This is a genomic window from Ascidiaceihabitans sp., assembly GCF_039986515.1.
In the GTDB taxonomy this organism is placed as follows: domain Bacteria; phylum Pseudomonadota; class Alphaproteobacteria; order Rhodobacterales; family Rhodobacteraceae; genus Ascidiaceihabitans.
On the sequence record NZ_JBDWQO010000014.1, the window covers coordinates 142,850 to 161,465 of the forward strand.

The 18,616-nt window shown below is 56.2% G+C and carries 23 protein-coding genes; 8 read left to right on the plus strand and 15 right to left on the minus strand.

Annotated elements, in window-relative coordinates; genetic code table 11:
• Positions 1-5: 5 nt before the first annotated feature.
• A complete protein-coding gene (soxR, locus tag ABJL60_RS13040; protein WP_348375871.1) occupies positions 6-458 on the minus strand; it encodes a redox-sensitive transcriptional activator SoxR in 453 nt (150 codons plus the stop codon).
• Between the two features lie 85 nt (positions 459-543).
• On the opposite strand from soxR, the gene ABJL60_RS13045 reads away from it, so the two are divergent.
• The 3 genes from ABJL60_RS13045 (at position 544) to ABJL60_RS13055 (ending at position 2,560) form a co-directional block, all read left to right on the plus strand.
• Entirely contained in the window at positions 544-924 is a 381-nt protein-coding gene (locus ABJL60_RS13045) for a VOC family protein (RefSeq protein WP_348289291.1), read from the plus strand.
• A 113-nt stretch (positions 925-1,037) separates the two neighbouring features.
• Entirely contained in the window at positions 1,038-1,508 is a 471-nt protein-coding gene (gene greA, locus ABJL60_RS13050; protein ID WP_108829990.1) for a transcription elongation factor GreA, read from the plus strand.
• 23 nt (positions 1,509-1,531) lie between these two features.
• A complete protein-coding gene (locus tag ABJL60_RS13055; RefSeq protein ID WP_348375872.1) occupies positions 1,532-2,560 on the plus strand; it encodes a hypothetical protein in 1,029 nt (342 codons plus the stop codon).
• 12 nt (positions 2,561-2,572) lie between these two features.
• Here ABJL60_RS13055 and ABJL60_RS13060 read toward each other — a convergent pair whose 3' ends face one another.
• The 3 genes from ABJL60_RS13060 to ABJL60_RS13070 all read right to left on the minus strand — a co-directional run bounded on the left by ABJL60_RS13060 (position 2,573) and on the right by ABJL60_RS13070 (position 5,333).
• Entirely contained in the window at positions 2,573-3,088 is a 516-nt protein-coding gene (locus tag ABJL60_RS13060; RefSeq protein WP_348375873.1) for an aggregation factor core, read from the minus strand.
• Between the two features lie 68 nt (positions 3,089-3,156).
• Complete coding sequence (locus ABJL60_RS13065; RefSeq protein WP_348375874.1) at positions 3,157-4,119, minus strand: cytochrome c family protein; 963 nt, start codon at positions 4,117-4,119, stop codon at positions 3,157-3,159.
• A 77-nt stretch (positions 4,120-4,196) separates the two neighbouring features.
• Positions 4,197-5,333, minus strand: a complete 1,137-nt coding sequence (locus tag ABJL60_RS13070; RefSeq protein ID WP_348289296.1) for a serine/threonine protein kinase — start codon at positions 5,331-5,333, stop codon at positions 4,197-4,199.
• A 133-nt stretch (positions 5,334-5,466) separates the two neighbouring features.
• Here ABJL60_RS13070 and ABJL60_RS13075 point away from each other — a divergent pair, with 133 nt between their 5' ends.
• The gene (locus tag ABJL60_RS13075) at positions 5,467-5,982 is read left to right on the plus strand and encodes an AAA family ATPase (protein ID WP_348289298.1); all 516 of its coding nucleotides are present in this window, start codon (positions 5,467-5,469) and stop codon (positions 5,980-5,982) included.
• Here ABJL60_RS13075 and ABJL60_RS13080 read toward each other — a convergent pair.
• The 5 genes from ABJL60_RS13080 to fdhD are packed head-to-tail and all read right to left on the minus strand — an operon-like array spanning position 5,952 to position 10,558.
• Positions 5,952-8,063, minus strand: coding sequence for a molybdenum cofactor synthesis domain-containing protein (locus ABJL60_RS13080; RefSeq protein WP_348375875.1), 2,112 nt, complete (start codon positions 8,061-8,063; stop codon positions 5,952-5,954). The genes ABJL60_RS13075 and ABJL60_RS13080 overlap by 31 nt on opposite strands.
• Positions 8,060-8,551: a molybdopterin-guanine dinucleotide biosynthesis protein B gene (mobB, locus tag ABJL60_RS13085; protein ID WP_348289301.1), complete on the minus strand. Its 492-nt coding sequence runs from the start codon at positions 8,549-8,551 to the stop codon at positions 8,060-8,062. Before mobB ends, ABJL60_RS13080 begins: the two co-directional genes overlap by 4 nt.
• Positions 8,548-9,150 carry a molybdenum cofactor guanylyltransferase MobA gene (mobA, locus tag ABJL60_RS13090; protein ID WP_348375876.1) on the minus strand — a complete coding sequence of 201 codons (603 nt, stop codon included), beginning with the start codon at positions 9,148-9,150 and terminating at the stop codon, positions 8,548-8,550. The genes mobB and mobA overlap by 4 nt, the downstream gene beginning before the upstream one ends.
• Positions 9,147-9,674: a hypothetical protein gene (locus ABJL60_RS13095; RefSeq protein ID WP_348289304.1), complete on the minus strand. Its 528-nt coding sequence runs from the start codon at positions 9,672-9,674 to the stop codon at positions 9,147-9,149. Before ABJL60_RS13095 ends, mobA begins: the two co-directional genes overlap by 4 nt.
• Positions 9,671-10,558, minus strand: coding sequence for a formate dehydrogenase accessory sulfurtransferase FdhD (fdhD, locus tag ABJL60_RS13100; RefSeq protein WP_348375877.1), 888 nt, complete (start codon positions 10,556-10,558; stop codon positions 9,671-9,673). The genes ABJL60_RS13095 and fdhD overlap by 4 nt, the downstream gene beginning before the upstream one ends.
• A gap of 47 nt (positions 10,559-10,605) precedes the next feature.
• Between fdhD and ABJL60_RS13105 the strand changes: the two genes are divergently transcribed.
• Positions 10,606-11,319 (plus strand): AzlC family ABC transporter permease, encoded by a 714-nt coding sequence (locus ABJL60_RS13105; RefSeq protein WP_348375878.1) that lies wholly within the window; start codon positions 10,606-10,608, stop codon positions 11,317-11,319.
• The gene (locus ABJL60_RS13110; RefSeq protein ID WP_348375879.1) at positions 11,316-11,642 is read left to right on the plus strand and encodes an AzlD domain-containing protein; all 327 of its coding nucleotides are present in this window, start codon (positions 11,316-11,318) and stop codon (positions 11,640-11,642) included. The genes ABJL60_RS13105 and ABJL60_RS13110 overlap by 4 nt, the downstream gene beginning before the upstream one ends.
• 91 nt (positions 11,643-11,733) lie before the next feature.
• On the opposite strand, the gene ABJL60_RS13115 is transcribed toward ABJL60_RS13110, so the two are convergent.
• The 5 genes from ABJL60_RS13115 to ABJL60_RS13135 all read right to left on the minus strand — a co-directional run bounded on the left by ABJL60_RS13115 (position 11,734) and on the right by ABJL60_RS13135 (position 15,851).
• Entirely contained in the window at positions 11,734-12,336 is a 603-nt protein-coding gene (locus ABJL60_RS13115; RefSeq protein WP_348291435.1) for a hypothetical protein, read from the minus strand.
• 33 nt (positions 12,337-12,369) lie between these two features.
• On the minus strand, positions 12,370-12,504 hold the full coding sequence (locus tag ABJL60_RS13120) for an aa3-type cytochrome c oxidase subunit IV (protein ID WP_108827327.1): 135 nt from the start codon (positions 12,502-12,504) through the stop codon (positions 12,370-12,372).
• A 108-nt stretch (positions 12,505-12,612) separates the two neighbouring features.
• The gene (locus ABJL60_RS13125) at positions 12,613-13,071 is read right to left on the minus strand and encodes a DUF6173 family protein (protein WP_348291433.1); all 459 of its coding nucleotides are present in this window, start codon (positions 13,069-13,071) and stop codon (positions 12,613-12,615) included.
• 18 nt (positions 13,072-13,089) lie between these two features.
• A complete protein-coding gene (locus tag ABJL60_RS13130) occupies positions 13,090-14,136 on the minus strand; it encodes an MBL fold metallo-hydrolase (protein ID WP_348375880.1) in 1,047 nt (348 codons plus the stop codon).
• Entirely contained in the window at positions 14,136-15,851 is a 1,716-nt protein-coding gene (locus ABJL60_RS13135; RefSeq protein ID WP_348375881.1) for an acyl-CoA dehydrogenase, read from the minus strand. The genes ABJL60_RS13130 and ABJL60_RS13135 overlap by 1 nt, the downstream gene beginning before the upstream one ends.
• 178 nt (positions 15,852-16,029) lie before the next feature.
• Here ABJL60_RS13135 and ABJL60_RS13140 point away from each other — a divergent pair, with 178 nt between their 5' ends.
• Complete coding sequence (locus tag ABJL60_RS13140) at positions 16,030-16,965, plus strand: L-threonylcarbamoyladenylate synthase (protein WP_348375882.1); 936 nt, start codon at positions 16,030-16,032, stop codon at positions 16,963-16,965.
• Between the two features lie 85 nt (positions 16,966-17,050).
• Here the strand turns inward: ABJL60_RS13140 and ABJL60_RS13145 are convergent, their stop codons facing one another.
• Positions 17,051-17,602, minus strand: coding sequence for a YqgE/AlgH family protein (locus tag ABJL60_RS13145; RefSeq protein ID WP_348318692.1), 552 nt, complete (start codon positions 17,600-17,602; stop codon positions 17,051-17,053).
• 197 nt (positions 17,603-17,799) lie between these two features.
• On the opposite strand from ABJL60_RS13145, the gene ABJL60_RS13150 reads away from it, so the two are divergent.
• Positions 17,800-18,615 carry a protein-disulfide reductase DsbD domain-containing protein gene (locus ABJL60_RS13150; RefSeq protein ID WP_348375883.1) on the plus strand — a complete coding sequence of 272 codons (816 nt, stop codon included), beginning with the start codon at positions 17,800-17,802 and terminating at the stop codon, positions 18,613-18,615.
• Position 18,616: the final 1 nt, after the last annotated feature.

The following is an 18,616-nucleotide window of genomic DNA, read 5'->3' on the forward strand; positions in this document are numbered from 1 at the left end:
ACATATCACCCCGCAGGGGTGTCTCCCATAACATATCGCGGCCCTACGCCCATTTCTGCAGCAGCGTCCGCGGGATTATACAGTGCGCAGTTCGGCAAACTTAAACATCCACACCCAATGCACCCGTCAAGATTATCACGCAAACGCGTCATCGCATCAATGCGCGTATCCAAAGCTGCACGAAAGCCACGGCTGATGCGGGCCCAATCGGCTTTCGTCGGGGTGCGCCCGCCCGGCAATCTATCAAGTTCCACCTTTATCTGCGGCAACGTAAACCCAAATTGCTGTGCTATCATCACAAAGCTGAGCCGACGCAAATCTGCCCTTTCAAAGCGTCGCTGGCCCCCGGCGTTCCGCCAAGGCTGGATCAATCCTTGCGCCTCATAATAGCGGATCGCAGACACGGCCAATCCTGTGCGCTGCGCTAGATCACCTATGGTCATTCCATCTTTTGCCATGTGCTGTTCCTATCGAAAAAAATATCTTGACCTAAAGTTAGGTTTAGAAATTACAGTAAGACAAGATACAATGAAAGGAAAAACGATGACCGCCATGTTAGAACACGCAAATTACACCGTTTCCAACATCGAAAAGACAGCCGCATGGATGCAGGATCTGTTTGGCTGGCATATCCGCTGGCAAGGTGACAGCGCCTTAACGGGGCAATCGATGCATGTCGGCACGGACACCCACTATCTGGCGCTGTACACCCGTGAAGATGCAAAACCACGGCAGGAAAATTCCTATGATACCGTCGGCGGGCTGAACCACATCGCTGTTGTGGTCGACGACATTCACGACATGCGCAAAAGGGTAAAGGCTGCAGGGTTCACCCCTGGTGAACATCACGATTATGAACCTGGACAGCGGTTTTATTTCCATGACGATGACGGGATCGAATATGAAGTCGTGCAATACGACTGAAACACGCCTAAACCATGCTCAGCGCTTGCAATTCCCATCCGCTTTGGTTCAATTGCAAGCGTATTACTTAACGGCGGCCCATGTGGTCGCCTTTTGACAGTTGGACAGGTGCCATGGAAAAGATCCCAATGACCCGCGCAGGGTATACCGCTTTGGAAGTTGAACTGAAGCAGCTCAAAACCGTTGAGCGTCCGACCATCATCAAAGCCATCGCAGAAGCGCGCGAACATGGTGATTTGTCTGAAAACGCCGAATACCATTCCGCCAAGGAAAAACAGTCTTTTATCGAAGGCCGCGTCAAGGAATTGGAAGGCGCCATTTCACTTGCAGATGTGATTGACCCGTCCAAGCTTTCGGGCTCTATCAAATTCGGCGCCAAGGTCACATTGGTAGACGAAGACACCGACGAAGAAAAAACCTATCAGATTGTTGGTGAATACGAAGCCAACATTGAAGCCGGATTGCTGAACATCAAATCCCCCATTGCGCGGGCTTTGATTGGTAAAGAAGAAGGTGACAGCGTCGATGTGCGGACACCGGGCGGCGTCAAATCTTACGAAGTGCTCAGCGTCATTTATGCCTGAACTGTCGACGGGACACCCACGTCATGGCCGATAAACCAACAAGCGCAAAGTCAACCCAAGCCAAACCCACGCCGCTTGGCATCTATGACCGTCCACAAAAGGATGGCATTTCCGGTATCGAAGTGATTGCCATAGCGCTTAGCGCTTTGTGGTTGCTGGGCGCTGCGATTTTCTTTGTGTTTTTGCCATCGGACGCCGCCACGTCGGACACGGGTGGCTTGCGGTTTTTGATGACGATGCTGGCTATATTCATGCCCGTTGCAATGATCTGGGTGGCCGCCACAGCAGCCCGCGCCAGCCGGGTCATGCGCGAAGAAAGCCAGCGCTTGCAGGCCGCAATCGACGCAATCCGTCAAGCGTATATTGCGCAATCCCAAGGCCGCGATCTTGGCGCGGAACCCTCTGTTTCGCGCAAGCTTGATGAAATTGCCGCAGCGGCCCGAAAAACCGAAACGGCGTTGGCCACCTTTTCGACCCGCCGCGAAGCCGAGGAAGCACAACGTCCTGCCCCTACCCCCAAAATTGCTGCCGACGATCAACCTGCATTGGCCTTGGGCACAACAGCCGAAGATATCACACCGCCCCTGCCCAACGGTGATTTTGTCCGCGCGATGAATTTCCCTGAAACGGCCGAGGACGAAGCCGGCTTTGCGGCTTTGCGTTTGGCATTGAAAGACCGCACCGCGTCACAGCTGGTGCAAGCCGCGCAAGATGTGCTGACCCTGCTCAGCCAGGACGGCATTTACATGGATGATTTGCGCCCCGACCGAGCCCGCCCCGAAGTCTGGCGCCAGTTTGCTGCCGGTGGACGGGGCCGCGAGATTGCTGCCTTGGGCGGTGTCCGCGATCGGTCTTCGCTGGCGTTGACCGCAGGCCGCATGAAGCAAGATCCGATTTTCCGCGACGCTGCACACCATTTCCTGCGTCGCTTCGACAAGCAGTTTGCGGAGTTTGCCCAGGACGCAACAGACAGCGAGATTTCGGCACTGGCCGACACACGAACGGCCCGCGCCTTTATGTTGTTAGGGCGCGTTGCCGGTACTTTTGATTAACGCGTTTTAGCTTTAGGCGTTGTCACCGCATGTGGGGGCGATCCGTGCAACATTTTGTGTGTCGAACGTAGCGGTGTACCCTTTGCCAGCGACTGTGAACGCCATTTGTGCCCCTTGCATTTCGGACCCCGACACGCGGATTTGACCCAGTTCCGAAGCCGTCAAACGATCATCAACGTCGATGGTAAACGATACTTTGGCACCTGATGGCAGACCTGCAAGTGGTAAGCTGAGCATCTCGGCCCCATCCGCCACGGCCAAAGTGCCTGCGTCACTGCGAAACGGTTGAAACACTTCAACACCCGCGCCGCCGCCCTCAGTGTCAAAAATTAATCGCCCTTTTGACGGGGCCAGGTCCAACGAAATTTCGGTCACATCCAAAGCGGACGCCCCTGTGTTGGTGATCACAAAACGATCCACAGGTGCCCCTTCAACGAAGCGGGCCTCCAAGGGAACACCGCAGGTCGCGGACATTGCGGCGATCGGGGCCGCCATGGCAAGAAAACTGATGGGAAGAATTCGGCGCATGTTAGGGCCTCCTTTAGCTATAGAAAAAGCTAGCCCAACACGCACTAAAGGCAATCAATCAGGGCGTATTACTTTGAAACGTCAGCGATGTAGGCAATGACATTCGTAATATCATCTTCCTTTTTCAGTCCGTTGAATGCCATTTTTGTCCCTTTGACCAAGGACTTGGGCTTTGCCAAGAATGCCGACAACGTCTCAATATCCCAAACCAGACCGGATGCTGCCATAGCTTTGGAATATTTGAACCCTTCCACCGCCGCAGCCTGCGCCCCCACAATCTGGTACAAAGTCGGGCCAGTACCATTTTTGCCCGCTTTCAGCTTGTGGCAGGCTTTGCATTTTTTAAAGACCTTTTTGCCAGCATCCACGTCCCCTGCAACTGCAGCGACCTGAGTAGGGGCCGGGGCCGCGGGCGCGACCTCAGCTTTTGTGTCGTCCATGGTGAACATCAAGCGTAGGGTTACAGGCGTGGTGCGCGTGATGCCCGGCAGTTTTGCCAATTCCATCAGTTTGTCGACGCCGGCTGTGATGCCCAGATCATCGGTGCCAACAAAGATCATGTCGTTGGTGGTGATCATAACTTGGGTATCAGACACACGCAGCGCAAACATTTCTGCCTCGACTTCGATGTCCGCCCCAAGGAACGACAACACCGCCGCAACGTCGATCACATCCGACGCGCCCACGGCCATTGCGGACATCTCGGCCATGTCGACTTCCGCGTTCAGGATCGCTTTGGGTGCGCCTTTGAACACGAACTCACCAAAGCGTTCGTTTCGTATATCGATGTTCGTTTGAACGGACGTCAGATCGATCTCGATGGCCACAGCGCCTTGTGCGCTGACACCTCCCGAAATGGTTTCAAAGCTGTGGACTTCGCCAACGCTGTCTTTCTTGACCGATCCAAAGGCCAGCTTTGACGCAGAGGCATCCAACGTCCAACTGGTGGATGTATGTCCATCGGCGGTTGCCGCGTGGCCTGACAATGTAACAGCCGCGATGACTGCGGCGCGCATAATTTTATTGAGCATAGTGCCCTCCCAGATTGCTATTTTTAAGCACCGCAACAGCGGCTCTATCCAAACAACACGGGGAGGGCAGGTTTTATTCAGGCCATCTTGGGAAAATAATCTTCACAATCGCCTTCGCGGTACACATCCGCCGTGCAGCAATGCAATCCGCCGCCAAAGGCATAGGCATCGCGCAACTCGACCTCAACGACGTTCATGCCCAGCTTGTCCATCTGCTCGGCTTGGTAAACCTCTGATTTTTCGACACACACAGTTTTTGGATCAAGAACCAGCACGTTCATCGACAACCACGTCGAGGAATAGCAAAGCGGCGGCGGTGCATTGTGTGCGGGCTGCGCGGCATCCACGATGTCCCATCCGTTGTCATTGTACATCTTGCGTTGCTCTTCGGGCAAACGACGCTGCGGGTTGTTCAAGATCAGTCCGGGCCGCAACGGTGTAAAGGTTGCGTCAATGTGGATCGGATAAGGATCGCCGGGGAAGTTCACCGTATGCACACGGTGATCCGGGAAGTGACGGCGCAACCATTCGATGCCCTTCAGGTTCGTCGTGAACCCGTGCTGCACCACCAAATCGCGCCCGAAACGCAAAACATCTGCCGCATCAAACAACGGCTCTTCTTCAGTGGTGACAAAGAACTTTTCTTCGGCCCATTGCAGCCGTTTTTCGACGCCGATTTTGTCGCTTAGATAATCAGGGTGATAATCCGCATCGGTCAGACGGGGTTTTGGTGCAGATTCGTGGCGAAAGTTGGGGTCTTCATTAAAGTACCGCTGCATCAACGGGCGATAGTTCAAGTATTCGAACCAGCGGCAGCGATAAGACATCGTTGCCTCCAGCATTTCGGACCCTACCGTCAACAACACATCGCGCGGCGGCATGCATCCAAACTGGCTTTCGGTGTGAAAGTCGGGGGTGGTGGCGGGCAAGGAATGGTCGATGGAATCGGGCCGATCCACACGCACACCGCGTTTCACCAGCATATCGGCAAAGTTATCCAGCAACTCATTGCCGCGATCGATCATTTCCTGCGGACGACGCCCCCATTGCCCGCGCATATCGCTGTCTTCGGGCACTTTTGCATCCAAGGCAGGTTCTTCAGGCGGGATATGACAATCATCGGCACGACCAACGATGACATGACGCAATGGATCCCATTCGTTCCAACTGTTGACGATTGTGGGTTCGGCGGGTGTATCAGGCTTTTGTGTCATGGCTTTGTCGTAGCCACTGCATGGCCCCAAAACAAGCGCCGGTTTGCGCAAAACATCAGCAGAAAACGACACGTTCGCGGATCGGTTGCAGTTTTCCCTCGTCCAGCGTCGCATTCGCACTAACTGGAGCGTTATGTCAAAGCTGATTTCATTCTCCGGCTTGCCCGGAACAGGCAAATCATCCTTGGCTGTCGCTTTGGCAAAACAAACCCGCGCCATCTATCTTGATGTGGCATCCATCAACGCATCCCTTACACAGAACCTGCAATCGCAAGAGGTGGATCAAGACGCCGCCTACTGTGCAGCACAAGCCGTTGCCGAAACAAATTTGAAATTGCGGCGCAGTGTGATCATTGACGCAATCAATCCAACGGCACGGTTTCATGACATGTGGGCGCACAGTGCCAAGCGCAGCAACTCAAGCCTGTTTTGGGTGACGCTGACATGTTCCGACTTTGCCATGCACCGCGACAGGATTGCCGCCCGCAACACCCCACCCATTTGGCCTGATGTGCAACGACACCCGTTTGATCCACACCCGCGGCCCCAGTTGAACCTTGATACCGCAAAACTAACACAGGACGCTTGCCTGATGCGCATCATGAAGGCGCTAAAAGACTATGACAGGAAGCTGCTGAAGGGAATGTAGCGCACAGTGTCACCCGGTGTGATGGTCGCGGCCCCGTCGGGCAATTCCACCAACCCTTCCGCCCAGCTTAATCCGCTGATGCGCCCCGATCCCTCGGATTTGAATATCTCGACGCGTTCCTCCACCATACGGGCGCGTAGGTATTCGCGCCGTCCCGGTTTTTTTCTTTTGGAAAAAGCCGCAGGCACGTCGAAACCTTGGGGTATGCGCCACCCTGCCCCCGCCAACAGTCCAAAGGCGGGCCCTGCAAAAACAAGCGCACACACAAGTGCCGCCACCGGATTGCCCGGCAGACCAAAAACAGGGGTGCCTTGCCACAATCCCAAAGCCAGTGGCCGCCCCGGTTTTATGGCAATCCGCCACATCTGCATGGCACCTGCATCTGTCAGCAGCGCCGACACGTGGTCTTCATCTCCCGCTGACGCGCCGCCGCTGGTCAGCACGACATCCGCTTGCGCAGTGGCCCGATCCAGACAGGCCGCCAAAGCATCGCGGTTGTCAGCGACCCGTCCCATATCAACAGGCACATGCCCCATTTGCGCGATCAGCCCAAGCAGCATGGGGCGGTTTGCATCATAGATTTGCCCCGGCTGTGCGGTTGCGCCCGCCTCGACCAGTTCGTCCCCAGTTGAGACAACCGCCACACGCAAAGGCTGGCGTGCCGCAACACGGTCCACGCCCGTGGCCGCCATCAGCGCGACATCTGCAGCCGTCACGCGGCGGCCCGCAGGCAGTATCACTTGCGCGACCTCTATGTCTTCACCGGCCTTTCGCGTGTTTGCGCCGCACTTTATGGGACCGTTGAACGCAATTTGGCCCGCACCCACTGTGACGTCTTCTTGCAGCACAACCGTATCGACACCGTCAGGCAATGCCGCACCCGTTAAAATCCGCATTGCATGACCTCCGGGCACGGCGTCCATATGGCGCAGGCCGGCCGCGGCACGACCTTCTGCCAGTGGCATCACATGTGGGCCTTCACCACGACCACCCGCGAAGCCGTACCCATCAACGGCCGTGTTGGGCAGCGGTGGGTTGGACCGCAAAGCAGTCACATCTTGCGCCAAAACCCGCCCCACGGACGATGTGCCCAAGACGTCCTCTAACGCAGTCACAGGGGTCAATCGCGTCTCCAACAAAGCCAACGCGTCGTCGACAGGTGTCCATTGAATTCCGGCAGGCAGCGCAAAACAATCGTTTGTCAGTTTGGGTGGCTTAGGGGCCGTATAAAGTCCCTTGCGCAACGTGTCTTCAAATCCAAGCCCGAGAATCCAGCCTTCTAGCGGATGACCTTCACCCAGCATCGTCTCCAACGCGGCCCCGTCCAGCGCGGCAAAGGCTTGCGCCATCACACGGACCTGCGCACGGTCCTTGATCTCATCGGGGCCTTGCAGCTTTGCCACATCGACGCCCAACATCGACGGATAAATTTCCGCCAACACAATCGGTGTTGTCGCAGGTTGGAACGGGCTTACCGACACATCCGCGCCAAAGCGCTCCCGCAGCCCCTGAAGACGGGCCAATCCCAACAAGGCCTGCGATCCCACAGACCCTGTTGTAAACAGTTTCCAACACGGCTGCGCCCCTTTGATCTGTTGTTCAACAGCGCGGCGTTCCGTCATGCCATGTCCGTGACGCAAAGTACCTTTTGCGGGCAGATCCGGCCCGTCTTGCCCAGCAGGGCATCCCCAGAATGGTCCCACACCGGGAAACAACCGGTTCAATTGCTTTGCCACATCCCAACGGTTGTTGGCATTGTCGTCACTGTCCGTCACGCGCCGCGCGAAATCCGCCCAAAGCGCCAGCGGATCGGCCTGCCCCGTCACGGTCTGCGCGAACCCGTCGGGATAGCCGAAAGGAAAATCGAACCCCGCCAACACGCGCCGTCCAGCGGCCAGTTCTACGGCCAGCAACGTCTCTAGCTGCATCATGACATCTGCGCGCGTGCGGTGGTACGTGCAGGTCGCAGCTCCGCCATCCTTGACAACAGCCATCCAAATCGCGTCCGCGCTGGGGCGTTTCGGCGATGGCGCTTTGGACGCGGACCAATCGACCATGACGATGGTGTCAAACCCGGTCACAGCCCGACGTGCTCCAAAATGAAATCCGCCACAGAAGACGTATCGTTCAAATCAAACACAGGACGATCCAACGTCAGCTCAACATCCGCCGCAACGGCCTTGATCGTGGGGTCATCCGGCGCAATCAGGGCGTTGCCCGTTTCGGCACGGTGCGCTTCCACTTTGGGATGCGCATCGCGTTTGTAGCCCTCGATCAACACCAGATCGACGGGGGCAAGCTTGCCCAACAAAGTCGCAAGCGTTGGCTCTTCTTCGTCTCGCAATTCATGCATCAAGGCAAAGCGGTTGCGCGAGGCCAGCAAGACCTCTGTCGCGCCGGCCACGCGGTGGCGGTGGCTGTCTTTGCCTTCGTGATCCACGTCAAATGTGTGGTGCGCGTGTTTAATCGTAGACACCGAAAACCCGCGCCCCGTGATCTCGGTCACAAGCCGTTCCATCAGGCCGGTTTTACCTGCGTTCTTCCAGCCTACAACGCCAAAGATTTTCATAACATCGCCTGTGCTTTGGCCAGATCATCTGGGGTGTTTACGTTAAAAAATGCATCCTCAGACGGGAACATCGCAAGGCGGCCATTGTGGCCATCCGTCCATTGCACCACCTTGCGGGTCCCTGCGTTGAGGGCAGCGCGCAGGTCGTCGCGCAATGCGACGGGCCATAATCCAAACGTCGGGTGGCGCAGTTTGTTGCGATCCGGGTGCGGTGTCGCGGCAAGTGCAAGCGGATGCGCCATGCCCTGTGCGGCAGCTTGCAAACACGTCACCAAGTCCGTTGGGAAAAACGGCGTGTCAGCGGCGGCGGTAACAACGGTGTCTGCCCCTTTGGTCGCGGCGTAATCCATGCCTGCCAGCACGCCAGCCAAAGGGCCTGCGAACCCGTCGATACTGTCTGCGATCACAGGCAAATCGAAAGGCGCAAAACGCGATGGCGCGCCATTGGCATTAAGCGCCAGCCCATCCACTTGGGGGCCGAGACGGTCGATGACATGCTGCAAGAGTGTCTTTTCACCAAGCGCCAACATACCTTTGTCGCCACCACCCATGCGCGTGGCCTGCCCCCCAGCGAGGATAATGCCAACGGGCCGCGTCATTGTCCGCTTCTCCACATGTTTTTGATATGCTGCGCTGTATCTTTTGCGTTCTCGCCCAAAGCATGCGCCGGAACCAACACCCCAGTCCCGCCCATTGAAAACGCAAGAATACCTTTTTTGAACGACACGCCGGTCACCTCGGTCCAAGGCGTTTTCATCTGCACATCTCCATAGGTGTAGTCCATGCCAACCGGCGTGCAGGTGACCTTATGAGGTTTGTTGATCAATCGAGCCAACGACGCATCCCGCGGTTTTGCCAAGCCTTTAATAACGATCCAAAATATCCCAAGCGTCACAGTCAAATATAGCGCCAAGCCCCACCATGTGCCCATGTTGTCCGTGCCAATTACCTTAAATTGAAACAACATCCCAAGGACAAGGGCGCCCAGACCCCACGCTGATTGCGAAACAATCGCTTGCAATTTTGTCCACCCCGGAAACAGCGCCCAATACAAGATTGTACCGCCCCGCTTTATCTCTCGGGCTGATAACTCGTATTCAAACGTCAAAACCTGCGCGGTCATCGACTGCCTTTCCGCCCCGCTTTGCGCGGCTCTTCCTTGATGGCTTGCGGGTCCGCGTCCCAGACAAGCCGTTCCTGCCCAGACAAACACATGAACCTTTGCCCCCGCATACGTCCGATCAGTGTCAGCCCCACTTGTTGCGCGATTTCGACGCCCCACGCTGTGAAACCTGATCGGGACGCCAGCACAGGGATGCCCATCATCGCTGTTTTGATCACCATCTCGGACGTCATGCGCCCCGTGGTGTAAAGCACCTTGTCGGCGGCAGTGGTTCCGGTCTGCATCATCCAGCCTGCGATCTTGTCGACAGCATTGTGACGACCCACGTCTTCCATATAAACCAAAGGCTGGTCGCCATGACACAGGACCGTGCCGTGGATCGCGCCAGCCTCAAGATAAAGGCTTGGGGTGCGGTTAATCTTGGCTGCCAGCGCGTAAAGATCAGAGGTTCTGACTTGGGTCGCGGGCAACACCAAACCCTCAAGCCCTTCCATCATATCGCCAAAGACCGTGCCAACAGCACAGCCTGAGGTTCGTGTCTTTTTCTTCAGCTTTTCTTCGTGGTCGGTTTGTACCTCCGTGCGCACCACTACAACCTCAAGCTCTTCATCGAAGTCTACGGCAGTGACCACATCAGTGTCCGATAACATGCCCTGATTGCGCAAAAAGCCCAGCGCCAGGTATTCGGGATAGTCCCCAATTGTCATCGCTGTGACAATTTCCTGAGCGTTGAGAAAAATCGTCAAAGGGCGTTCTTCGACCACGGAAATCTGCGTGATGTTGCCCAGATGATCGGTGCCCGAAACTGCCCGCGTCAAACCGGCACGGCCCGGATCCGGAGCAATCAAATAGCCGTCAGTGTCGTCGCGTTTGGCCAATTGCATACCCCTGTGAAGCCAGCTAATCCTTTACCATAACCTAAGGCGTCGCAATGGCCATCACCACCACCAAATCCGCCTATTGGAAGGGCTTTTTCGACGGCGCACCGTTTGTTGCAGTTGCAGCGCCGTTCGCCGCGCTGTTCGGTGTGCTTGGGACAGAAGCCGGGTTGAACCTGTTCGAGGTGATGATGTTTTCGGTTGCTGTCATTGCAGGGGCCGCGCAATTCACCGCATTGCAGCTTATGCAAGAAAACGCCCCCACGCTTATTGTGTTGATTTCGGCGCTGGCGGTGAACCTGCGGGTGGCAATGTATTCGGCGGCGCTGACGCCCTATCTTGGCCATGCGCCGATCTGGAAACGCGCCATTGCGTCCTATCTGCTGGTGGATCAAAGCTATGCGCTTTCGCATGCGACATTTGATGATGCACCGGACATGACAACGCCGCAACGCTACGCCTATTACTTCGGAACATGCACGCTGGTGATGATTGCGTGGTTTTCATGCAGCTTTGCAGGGGCCGCTTTGGGCACAGCCTTGCCCGCCAATATCCCGCTGGATTTTGCGCTGCCTATCACGTTTTTGTCCATGGCTGCCCCCATGATGCGCACGGTGCCCCATTTGATCGCAGCAGCCACTGCGATTGTGGTCAGTCTGGCCGCAGTGTCCGTGCCATATTCGTTGGGACTTATTATTGCGGGGGCGGCTGGCATGGCGGCTGGCGCACAGGCGGAACTTTGGTTTGAAAAGCGCGGCATGACATGAGCGGGTCAGGCGCCTTATGGTTTATCATTGTCGCGCTGGGTGTGGGCAGCTTCTTGCTGCGTTTCTCCTTTATCGGGCTGGTCGGTAACCGGCCCTTGCCGCCATGGTTGTTGCGGCACTTGCGGTATACTGCCGTTGCAATTTTACCCGCACTGGTCACGCCTGTGGTTGTGTTTTCCAATGAAAGCGGGACGGGACCGGAACCCATACGTTTGACGGCGGCAGTTGCAACTTTGGTGGTTGGCATCTGGGGCAAAAATACGATTTTGACGATTGCCACCGGTGCAATCATCCTATCGGGCGGTCTTTATTTGTTTGGCTAGCAGATTTGCGCCACGCATCAACCGCAGCACAATACGGACGGGACGGTGGGCGGGGCGCCTTGAGCAACTGCTCAAAAGCGCTGCACGGCGGCTAAAGTTGAACTTTAGCCACACCGTCAACAATCGTGCCTTCATCGTCTTCATAGTAACGATCAGTCACAACGCCCGGACGTGTTTCAAACTGTTGCATCAGTTTTTTAGGGAAATAAGTGACCTTGATGTCTTCAAAGCCGGGAATTTGCTGCAAAAGGCTGGTGGTGGAATTGGTGCACGCCGCTTGGGACACCGGGCCACGGGCCTTAATCAGTTGCAATGCCAGCTCCGCCTGTTGCGGGGTCACTTCGACCTCTTGGGTCACAACATGATACGCCACCCGTGCATGGGCACTTTTGTAAGCGGCGAAAACAACGGGACGAATACCAAACAAGACATCGTCTTGTTGCGGCACGGCGTCGTTGTAAAAGGATCCCGCAGGATCAAATATGACCCGTTGTGATCCATTCACCATCAAAGCTGTGTGTGCACCACTGCCTGACGTATTGCTGATCATGGTGATCAAAGTGATCGTCGCGGGACCGGGATGGCGGTAGGCTTCTTCCAGAACACGGGTGTCACTTGCCTGTGGCCCCTTTGGGCCTTCAGCACAGGCACCAAGGACTGCAACAACGGCCAAAGCCGCACAAATACGCATCATACCAAACGCCCCCCAGCGCCACCAAAAACAGGTTTAACGGGCGAAAAGCGCCATAAACACAAGAATTCCAACAATCGCCACGCAGGACCATGTTGTGAATTTGATGAACCCGTCAAAGGTGCTTTGTTGCACTTTGGTGTCCATTTCGCCGTGTTTGTGATCTGCCATGATCTTATTCCTTCAATCTTGCCAAGTTGGGTCGGGACTTACACCAAGCCAAACGCCCTGTCACCACGTCAAAGCGGCGCAGGGCTTACTTTATGGCGTTAATCTGCGTTAAGCATCATCAAGGTCTTGCGCCAGACGAAATCCGATCCGCTTGGGCTCGGCCTGTTCGACGGCTTTGGGCAAAGCCCGCAGCATGACATTCAGCTGACTGACGTGTTGAACAAGCTGTGTCTTCGATCCGCTTGGATCCGATCCGTAGAACGTGACGATGTCAGGGTCGTAGTACCCCATGCCTTCAATGCGCAAAACACCAGCGTCACCGCCAGTAAAGCCCATGGCCATCTCATGTTCGTTGTCCAGATCTTCTTCAAAGTTCTTGAGATAGATAATCAGCCGCTCATAAGCCCATTGCGCAGGGCTTTTCTTGCCCACCGGAGTCTTTTTGACACCATCGGGCACAGGCTTTTGCGCCGCGTTCTTGGCTTTTGGGTCGGCATGCACCTCGTGCACTTTGGGCAGCGCGTCGGCTTCTTCTGCTTCTGCTGCTGTTTTTACCTGTTCGCCCATCGATCATCCTTTTGGCCGTTATTGTTTGGCTTGATAGACCCACGCGCCATCGTCCCGTAAAGAACGCGTCGCTTGACCCATCTGGTAAAGGTGCGACAAATGCGCAGCGGCTTCAACCATCGCCAGCCCATATTCGCCCTCACCTATCGATCTTTTGAACAAAGGCGCGAAGCACTCCGTCGCTGATTTCGGTGTGTCGATGTAGGCCTCAAGGCGCTTTAAGGCACCGTGGTGATTCTCTATCAATTGGCGCATGCGTGTCGGCAGCCCCGTAAATGGCAGCTTATGCCCCCCCAACACCAGATGATCTTCCCGTGCCAGTGTCGCAAGCCGCTCGCACGCTTCTAACCAATCGCCAATCGGATCAGCCATCGGTTCAGTCGCATAAATTCCGACATTCGGACTGATAGAGGACAAAATCTGATCCCCCGCAATCACCAGATTGTCATCGCGCGACCACAGCGTCGCATGTTCAGGCGCATGCCCGTTGCCCATATGCACATCCCACGTGCGCCCGCCGATCGTGATCACATCGTCTTGTTTGATGCGGGTGTACCCCAAAGGCATCGGCGCCACGATATCCCCGAAATTGAACGGGCGTTCCTTGGCGCGTTTGTCGAAAAGCTCCGGGTTCATGCCGCAGCGTTTGTAAAATTCCAGAGATTCCGCATTTGGCACGTCCTGCACATCAAGCGTCAACATGCGTGCCATCAACCACGCGGTGCGGGTGGTGATCATTTCCGCGCCAAAGTCGCTTTGCAGCCATCCCGCCAAACCAATATGATCGGGGTGATGATGCGTGACCAGAACGCGCGTGATCGGCTTGCCTGCAAGCGGGCCGTCCATCATCTCTTGCCAGATCGCTTTGGTCTTCTTCGACGCAAAGCCAGTGTCTACGACCGTCCAGCCATCCCCGTCGTCCAACGCGTAAACGTTGACGTGATCCAGCTTCATGGGCAGCGGTAGGCGAAACCACAACACCCCGTCAGCCACCTCAACAGGAACGCCATGATCCGGCGGTGTGTCCCATGGATATCTCAGCCCTGTGGGCGCCCCGTCAGCCATTATGCTTGCAACTCCTCGATGCTCATGTCGAACAACCCCTTTGCCCCTTCTGTGGCATGGGTCAGATGGCCTGTATATTCAGGCAGCAATCGTTTGATATAGAACCGCGCAAGGCGTTCACGCGCGCCCCCAGGCGTGTCGGCCAAGGCCGTCGTCAATTGAAGGTGCCCGCCCAAAACGCGGCCCCATGCCATAAGATAGGGAAACGCACCCGCGAACCGTTCATCAACATCAGACTGCCCCACCATCCATTCGGTGGCCTCACGCAAGGATTCGGCAGCATCCCACACAGCGCCAGCCATGTTAGGAAAGCGTCCGCGCGATGCTTCGGCCTGTTTTTCGATTTCCTCAAGCAAAGCAAAAGCAGCTTCGCCCCCGTCCATCAATTTACGGCCCACAAGGTCCATGGCCTGGATGCCATTGGTGCCCTCATAAATCGCTGTCACACGCACGTCGCGCACAAACTGTGCAGCCCCTGTTTCTTCGATAAAGCCCATGCCACCATGCACCTGAATGCCCGTATTGGCCACAGATTGGCCGATCTCGGTGCCAAAGGCTTTGGCGATGGGCGTTAAAAACGCGGCGCGGGCAGCCCATGTGGCATCGTCCGTGGCCGCGGCCATATCAATCGCTATCGCGCAGCTTAAAGCTATGGCCCGTGCCGCGTAGCTGTCGGCCTTCATCGACATCAACATACGGCGCACATCGGCGTGATCCACGATAGTGCCGCCGCCCTGTCGCGCAACGCGGCCCTGCTTGCGGTCCACTGCATATGCCAGCGCATAGTTGTAAGCTGCATGCGCAATGCCAACGCCCTGTGCACCAACACCCAATCGCGCATTGTTCATCATTGTAAACATGGCAGCCATGCCGCCGCCTTCTGGCCCGACAAGCCAACCCGTCGCACCCGAATACTGCATCACGCAAGTCGGAGAGCCATGAAGCCCCATCTTATGTTCCAGACTGACCACATTCAGGCTGTTGGCCACACCGGGGTTTCCGGCGTCATCAGGGATACGTTTTGGCACCAGAAACAGACTGATACCTTTGGTGCCGGTTGGCGCTCCGGGCATCCGCGCCAGCACCAAATGGCACACATTCTGCACCACATCGCTGTCGCCCCAACTGATGTAAATCTTTTGGCCCGTGATGGCGTAAGTTCCATCACCGTTGTCTTCGGCCTTTGTGGTCAAAGCCCCAACATCCGATCCAGCCTGTGGCTCTGTCAGGTTCATCGTGCCGTTCCATTCACCGGAAATCAGCTTGGGCAAGAACCGCGCCTTCAGATCGTCAGACGCATGATGCTCCAACGCCTCGATCTGGCCCTGGCTCATCATCGGAACCAATTGCAGCGCAAGGCAGGCCCCGCTCATCATTTCGTTGACAGACGTGGTCAGCGCAATGGGCAATCCCATCCCGCCATTTTCTGGACGCGCATTCATGCCCACCCAACCACCTTCCGCGATGGCTGTGTATGCTTCTATGTACCCTGCGGCGGTGCGCACCACGCCATTTTCCAAATGCGTGGGATCAAGATCACCGGCACGGTTCACCGGCGCGATCACCTCTTCGCACATTTTGCCAGCTTCCAACAAAATGGCTTGGGTCAGGTCCGGCGTCGCGTCTTCAAACATCGCGGTGGCGCGGACTTGCTCAAGACCCACAACATGTTCCAACAAAAACGCATGATCATCGACGGGGGCACGGTATGACATTTCAACCTCATTCTTTGTGGACGAAGGTTTGCGACCGCTTGGCAAGCGCGGCACAACCCGTTACCGAAGATCACCTAAAGCGCAATTTTTGCCAAAGTGTTGCAGTGCAGGTTGCAGCACTTTGGTCTGGCGCACTCCAACACGCAACCCATACGCCGCGTCACATCAAGAGCTGCCAATGACCGACAGACTGACATCAGATACTTTTGGAATTGACCGCGCTGCAACTTTGTTGCGCGAGGGGGCATTGGTCGCAATGCCAACCGAAACGGTCTACGGTTTGGGGGCCGACGCCCGCAATTCGGATGCGGTTGCGAACATCTATGCGGCAAAGGGTCGGCCAAGCTTCAATCCGTTGATTGTGCACGTTTCCGACATCGAAATGGCGCGCCGTTTCGTGGTTTGGTCAGACACGGCGCAAACGCTGGCCGACGCGTTCTGGCCCGGCGCACTTACGCTGGTTTTGCCCTTGAAACCCGATCATGGCATCTCAAGCCTTGTGACCGCGGGGCTTACAACACTGGCAGTGCGCATGCCCGATCATCCCGTCGCACTGGCAGTATTGTCGCGTGCAGGCATTCCAATCGCTGCCCCTTCGGCCAACTTGTCCGGTCGGATCAGCCCGACCACCGCAAATCACGTGCTGAACGGCTTGGACGGAAAAATCGCAGCTGTTCTGGATAACGGCCCCTGTCCGGTGGGGGTGGAAAGCACTATTGTGGGCCTGATCGAAACACCCACATTGCTGCGTCCCGGGGGCGTTGCGCAAGAAGATCTTGAGACTGTTTTGAAACACCCTGTGGAGGCGCCGGAACCCGATACCATAACGGCGCCCGGGCAATTGGCCTCCCACTACGCTCCGACCGCGCAAGTCAGGTTGAACGCGGCGCAGGCAGAAGATCACGAAGTGATGCTGGGGTTCGGTGAAATCGGGGGCGATTTGAACCTGTCAGAAACAGGCGACCTGATCGAAGCTGCATCCAACTTGTTTGACCATCTCCACAAGCTTGACGAAACGCAACAACCCATTGCGGTTGCACCCATTCCGAACACAGGGCTAGGGCAGGCCATAAACGACCGTCTCAAACGCGCCGCCGCGCCCAAAAACGGCTGATCCTTGTCACAACGCAGGTTTTCTTTTCGCCAAAAATATCCCGGGGGAACGCGGGACGCGTGGGGGCAGCGCCCCCTAACCCGCTTCAGGCACGCCCGGCCGTCGCGGACAACGACAAGGGATCAACACCCAAAGATGCCAACGCAGCAGTCCACTTTTCGGCATCAGGCAACTCAAACACAACCTCGCGCGACACATCACAGGTCAACCATCCGTTTTGTGCGATCTCGGCCTCAAGCTGACCAGGACCCCATCCTGCATACCCCAAGGCCAGAACCGATTGTTCGGGGCCTTCGCCCTTCGCGATATCTTCAAGGACATCCAAAGTTGCGGTCATCCCGTAACCTGCGACCTTCAAAGTCTGAATGCTAGACATGTAATCCAGCGAATGCAGAACAAATCCGCGTGCCATTTCAACCGGGCCGCCAAAATGGACGGACAACGTTTTGGACCGCGGAGTGATTTCGATAGAAAGCTGCTGAAGTATCTCTGTGAAATCCACTTCTTTCGAAGGCTTGTTGACGATCAGGCCCATAGCCCCTTCATCAGAGTGGGCGCATAGAAAAATCACGGAATGCTCAAACCGGGGGTCTCCCATACCCGGCATTGCAATCAAAAGTTTTCCATTCAATTCCACGAGATACCAAGCCTTCCTGCCACCGCATCCCCACTGTGCGGCAAGGGGCATAGAGCTGGCAAGAGACATATGAGCGCAAGGCGGAACACGGCCAACCGGTTAACATCTAAAGCCTGCACTCGGGGCGTGAACGTCCATTACAAAAGCTAACCACAACGTGATTTGGCATTTCAGCGCTATATCGTCATTTAGAATGAATGAAATACGCCACACATACCGCTCTCGCTGCTTTGCTCTGTTCGGCTCAGGCCTTGGCTGCGCAATCAGCGAATGTGTTCGAAGATCCCATCGCGGTTGAGGTTTTGCAAGGCTGGGAACGTGCCGACGGCAGCCGAATAGCCGCTTTGCGCCTGACATTGAAACCGGGTTGGAAAACCTACTGGCGTGCGCCCGGTGATGCTGGCATTCCTCCGCAGTTTTCATGGTCAGGGTCGCGCAATCTGGACGATCTGCGGATTACATGGCCCCAGCCATATGTGTTTCATGACAATGGCATGCGTTCTATCGGCTATAAAAACCAAGTGGTGATCCCGCTGCATATCGCCCCCAAACGCACAGGCCAACCTGTGCAAATCAAAGGGCGTATGGATCTGGGTGTGTGTAGCGACATATGCATGCCACACACGTTGCGCTTCTCTGCAACATTGGAAGACGCCGACAGCACCCCCACACCTGCTATTGCCGCATCCCTTGCGACAGCCCCCTATTCGGCCGCAGAAGCAGGGGTGAAACGTGCCACATGCGTCATCACTCCAAGCCAAGATGGCATGCGCATAGAAACGCGGGTCACCATGCCGTCCGCAGGGGGGCCCGAAGAAACTGTTATTGAACCGGGGGTGCCCGGCGTGTGGGTCAGTGAACCCAAAACCAAACGCGACGGCCGCGACATTGTGGCGGTGTCAGATATGGTGCATCCGAACGGTGGACCGTTTTCAGTCAACCGGGCGAACATTCGGATCACAGTCATCGGCAGCGGTCATGCCGTCGACATTCAAGGCTGCACCGCAGGTTAGA

What these genes read in the sequence shown, in the direction of transcription:
- ABJL60_RS13065 (WP_348375874.1), bottom strand. Translation starts at nt 4,119, where the DNA reads ATGCTCAATAAAATTATGCGCGCCGCAGTCATCGCGGCTGTTACATTG.
- mobA (WP_348375876.1), bottom strand. Translation starts at nt 9,150, where the DNA reads ATGACGCGGCCCGTTGGCATTATCCTCGCTGGGGGGCAGGCCACGCGC.
- ABJL60_RS13120 (WP_108827327.1), bottom strand. Translation starts at nt 12,504, where the DNA reads ATGGCAGATCACAAACACGGCGAAATGGACACCAAAGTGCAACAAAGC.
- ABJL60_RS13055 (WP_348375872.1), top strand. Translation starts at nt 1,532, where the DNA reads ATGGCCGATAAACCAACAAGCGCAAAGTCAACCCAAGCCAAACCCACG.
- ABJL60_RS13105 (WP_348375878.1), top strand. Translation starts at nt 10,606, where the DNA reads ATGGCCATCACCACCACCAAATCCGCCTATTGGAAGGGCTTTTTCGAC.
- fdhD (WP_348375877.1), bottom strand. Translation starts at nt 10,558, where the DNA reads ATGCAATTGGCCAAACGCGACGACACTGACGGCTATTTGATTGCTCCG.
- ABJL60_RS13125 (WP_348291433.1), bottom strand. Translation starts at nt 13,071, where the DNA reads ATGGGCGAACAGGTAAAAACAGCAGCAGAAGCAGAAGAAGCCGACGCG.
- ABJL60_RS13075 (WP_348289298.1), top strand. Translation starts at nt 5,467, where the DNA reads ATGTCAAAGCTGATTTCATTCTCCGGCTTGCCCGGAACAGGCAAATCA.
- ABJL60_RS13115 (WP_348291435.1), bottom strand. Translation starts at nt 12,336, where the DNA reads ATGATGCGTATTTGTGCGGCTTTGGCCGTTGTTGCAGTCCTTGGTGCC.
- ABJL60_RS13070 (WP_348289296.1), bottom strand. Translation starts at nt 5,333, where the DNA reads ATGACACAAAAGCCTGATACACCCGCCGAACCCACAATCGTCAACAGT.
- greA (WP_108829990.1), top strand. Translation starts at nt 1,038, where the DNA reads ATGGAAAAGATCCCAATGACCCGCGCAGGGTATACCGCTTTGGAAGTT.
- mobB (WP_348289301.1), bottom strand. Translation starts at nt 8,551, where the DNA reads ATGAAAATCTTTGGCGTTGTAGGCTGGAAGAACGCAGGTAAAACCGGC.
- soxR (WP_348375871.1), bottom strand. Translation starts at nt 458, where the DNA reads ATGGCAAAAGATGGAATGACCATAGGTGATCTAGCGCAGCGCACAGGA.
- ABJL60_RS13110 (WP_348375879.1), top strand. Translation starts at nt 11,316, where the DNA reads ATGAGCGGGTCAGGCGCCTTATGGTTTATCATTGTCGCGCTGGGTGTG.
- ABJL60_RS13045 (WP_348289291.1), top strand. Translation starts at nt 544, where the DNA reads ATGACCGCCATGTTAGAACACGCAAATTACACCGTTTCCAACATCGAA.
- ABJL60_RS13095 (WP_348289304.1), bottom strand. Translation starts at nt 9,674, where the DNA reads ATGACCGCGCAGGTTTTGACGTTTGAATACGAGTTATCAGCCCGAGAG.
- ABJL60_RS13060 (WP_348375873.1), bottom strand. Translation starts at nt 3,088, where the DNA reads ATGCGCCGAATTCTTCCCATCAGTTTTCTTGCCATGGCGGCCCCGATC.
- ABJL60_RS13135 (WP_348375881.1), bottom strand. Translation starts at nt 15,851, where the DNA reads ATGTCATACCGTGCCCCCGTCGATGATCATGCGTTTTTGTTGGAACAT.
- ABJL60_RS13130 (WP_348375880.1), bottom strand. Translation starts at nt 14,136, where the DNA reads ATGGCTGACGGGGCGCCCACAGGGCTGAGATATCCATGGGACACACCG.
- ABJL60_RS13140 (WP_348375882.1), top strand. Translation starts at nt 16,030, where the DNA reads ATGACCGACAGACTGACATCAGATACTTTTGGAATTGACCGCGCTGCA.
- ABJL60_RS13150 (WP_348375883.1), top strand. Translation starts at nt 17,800, where the DNA reads ATGAAATACGCCACACATACCGCTCTCGCTGCTTTGCTCTGTTCGGCT.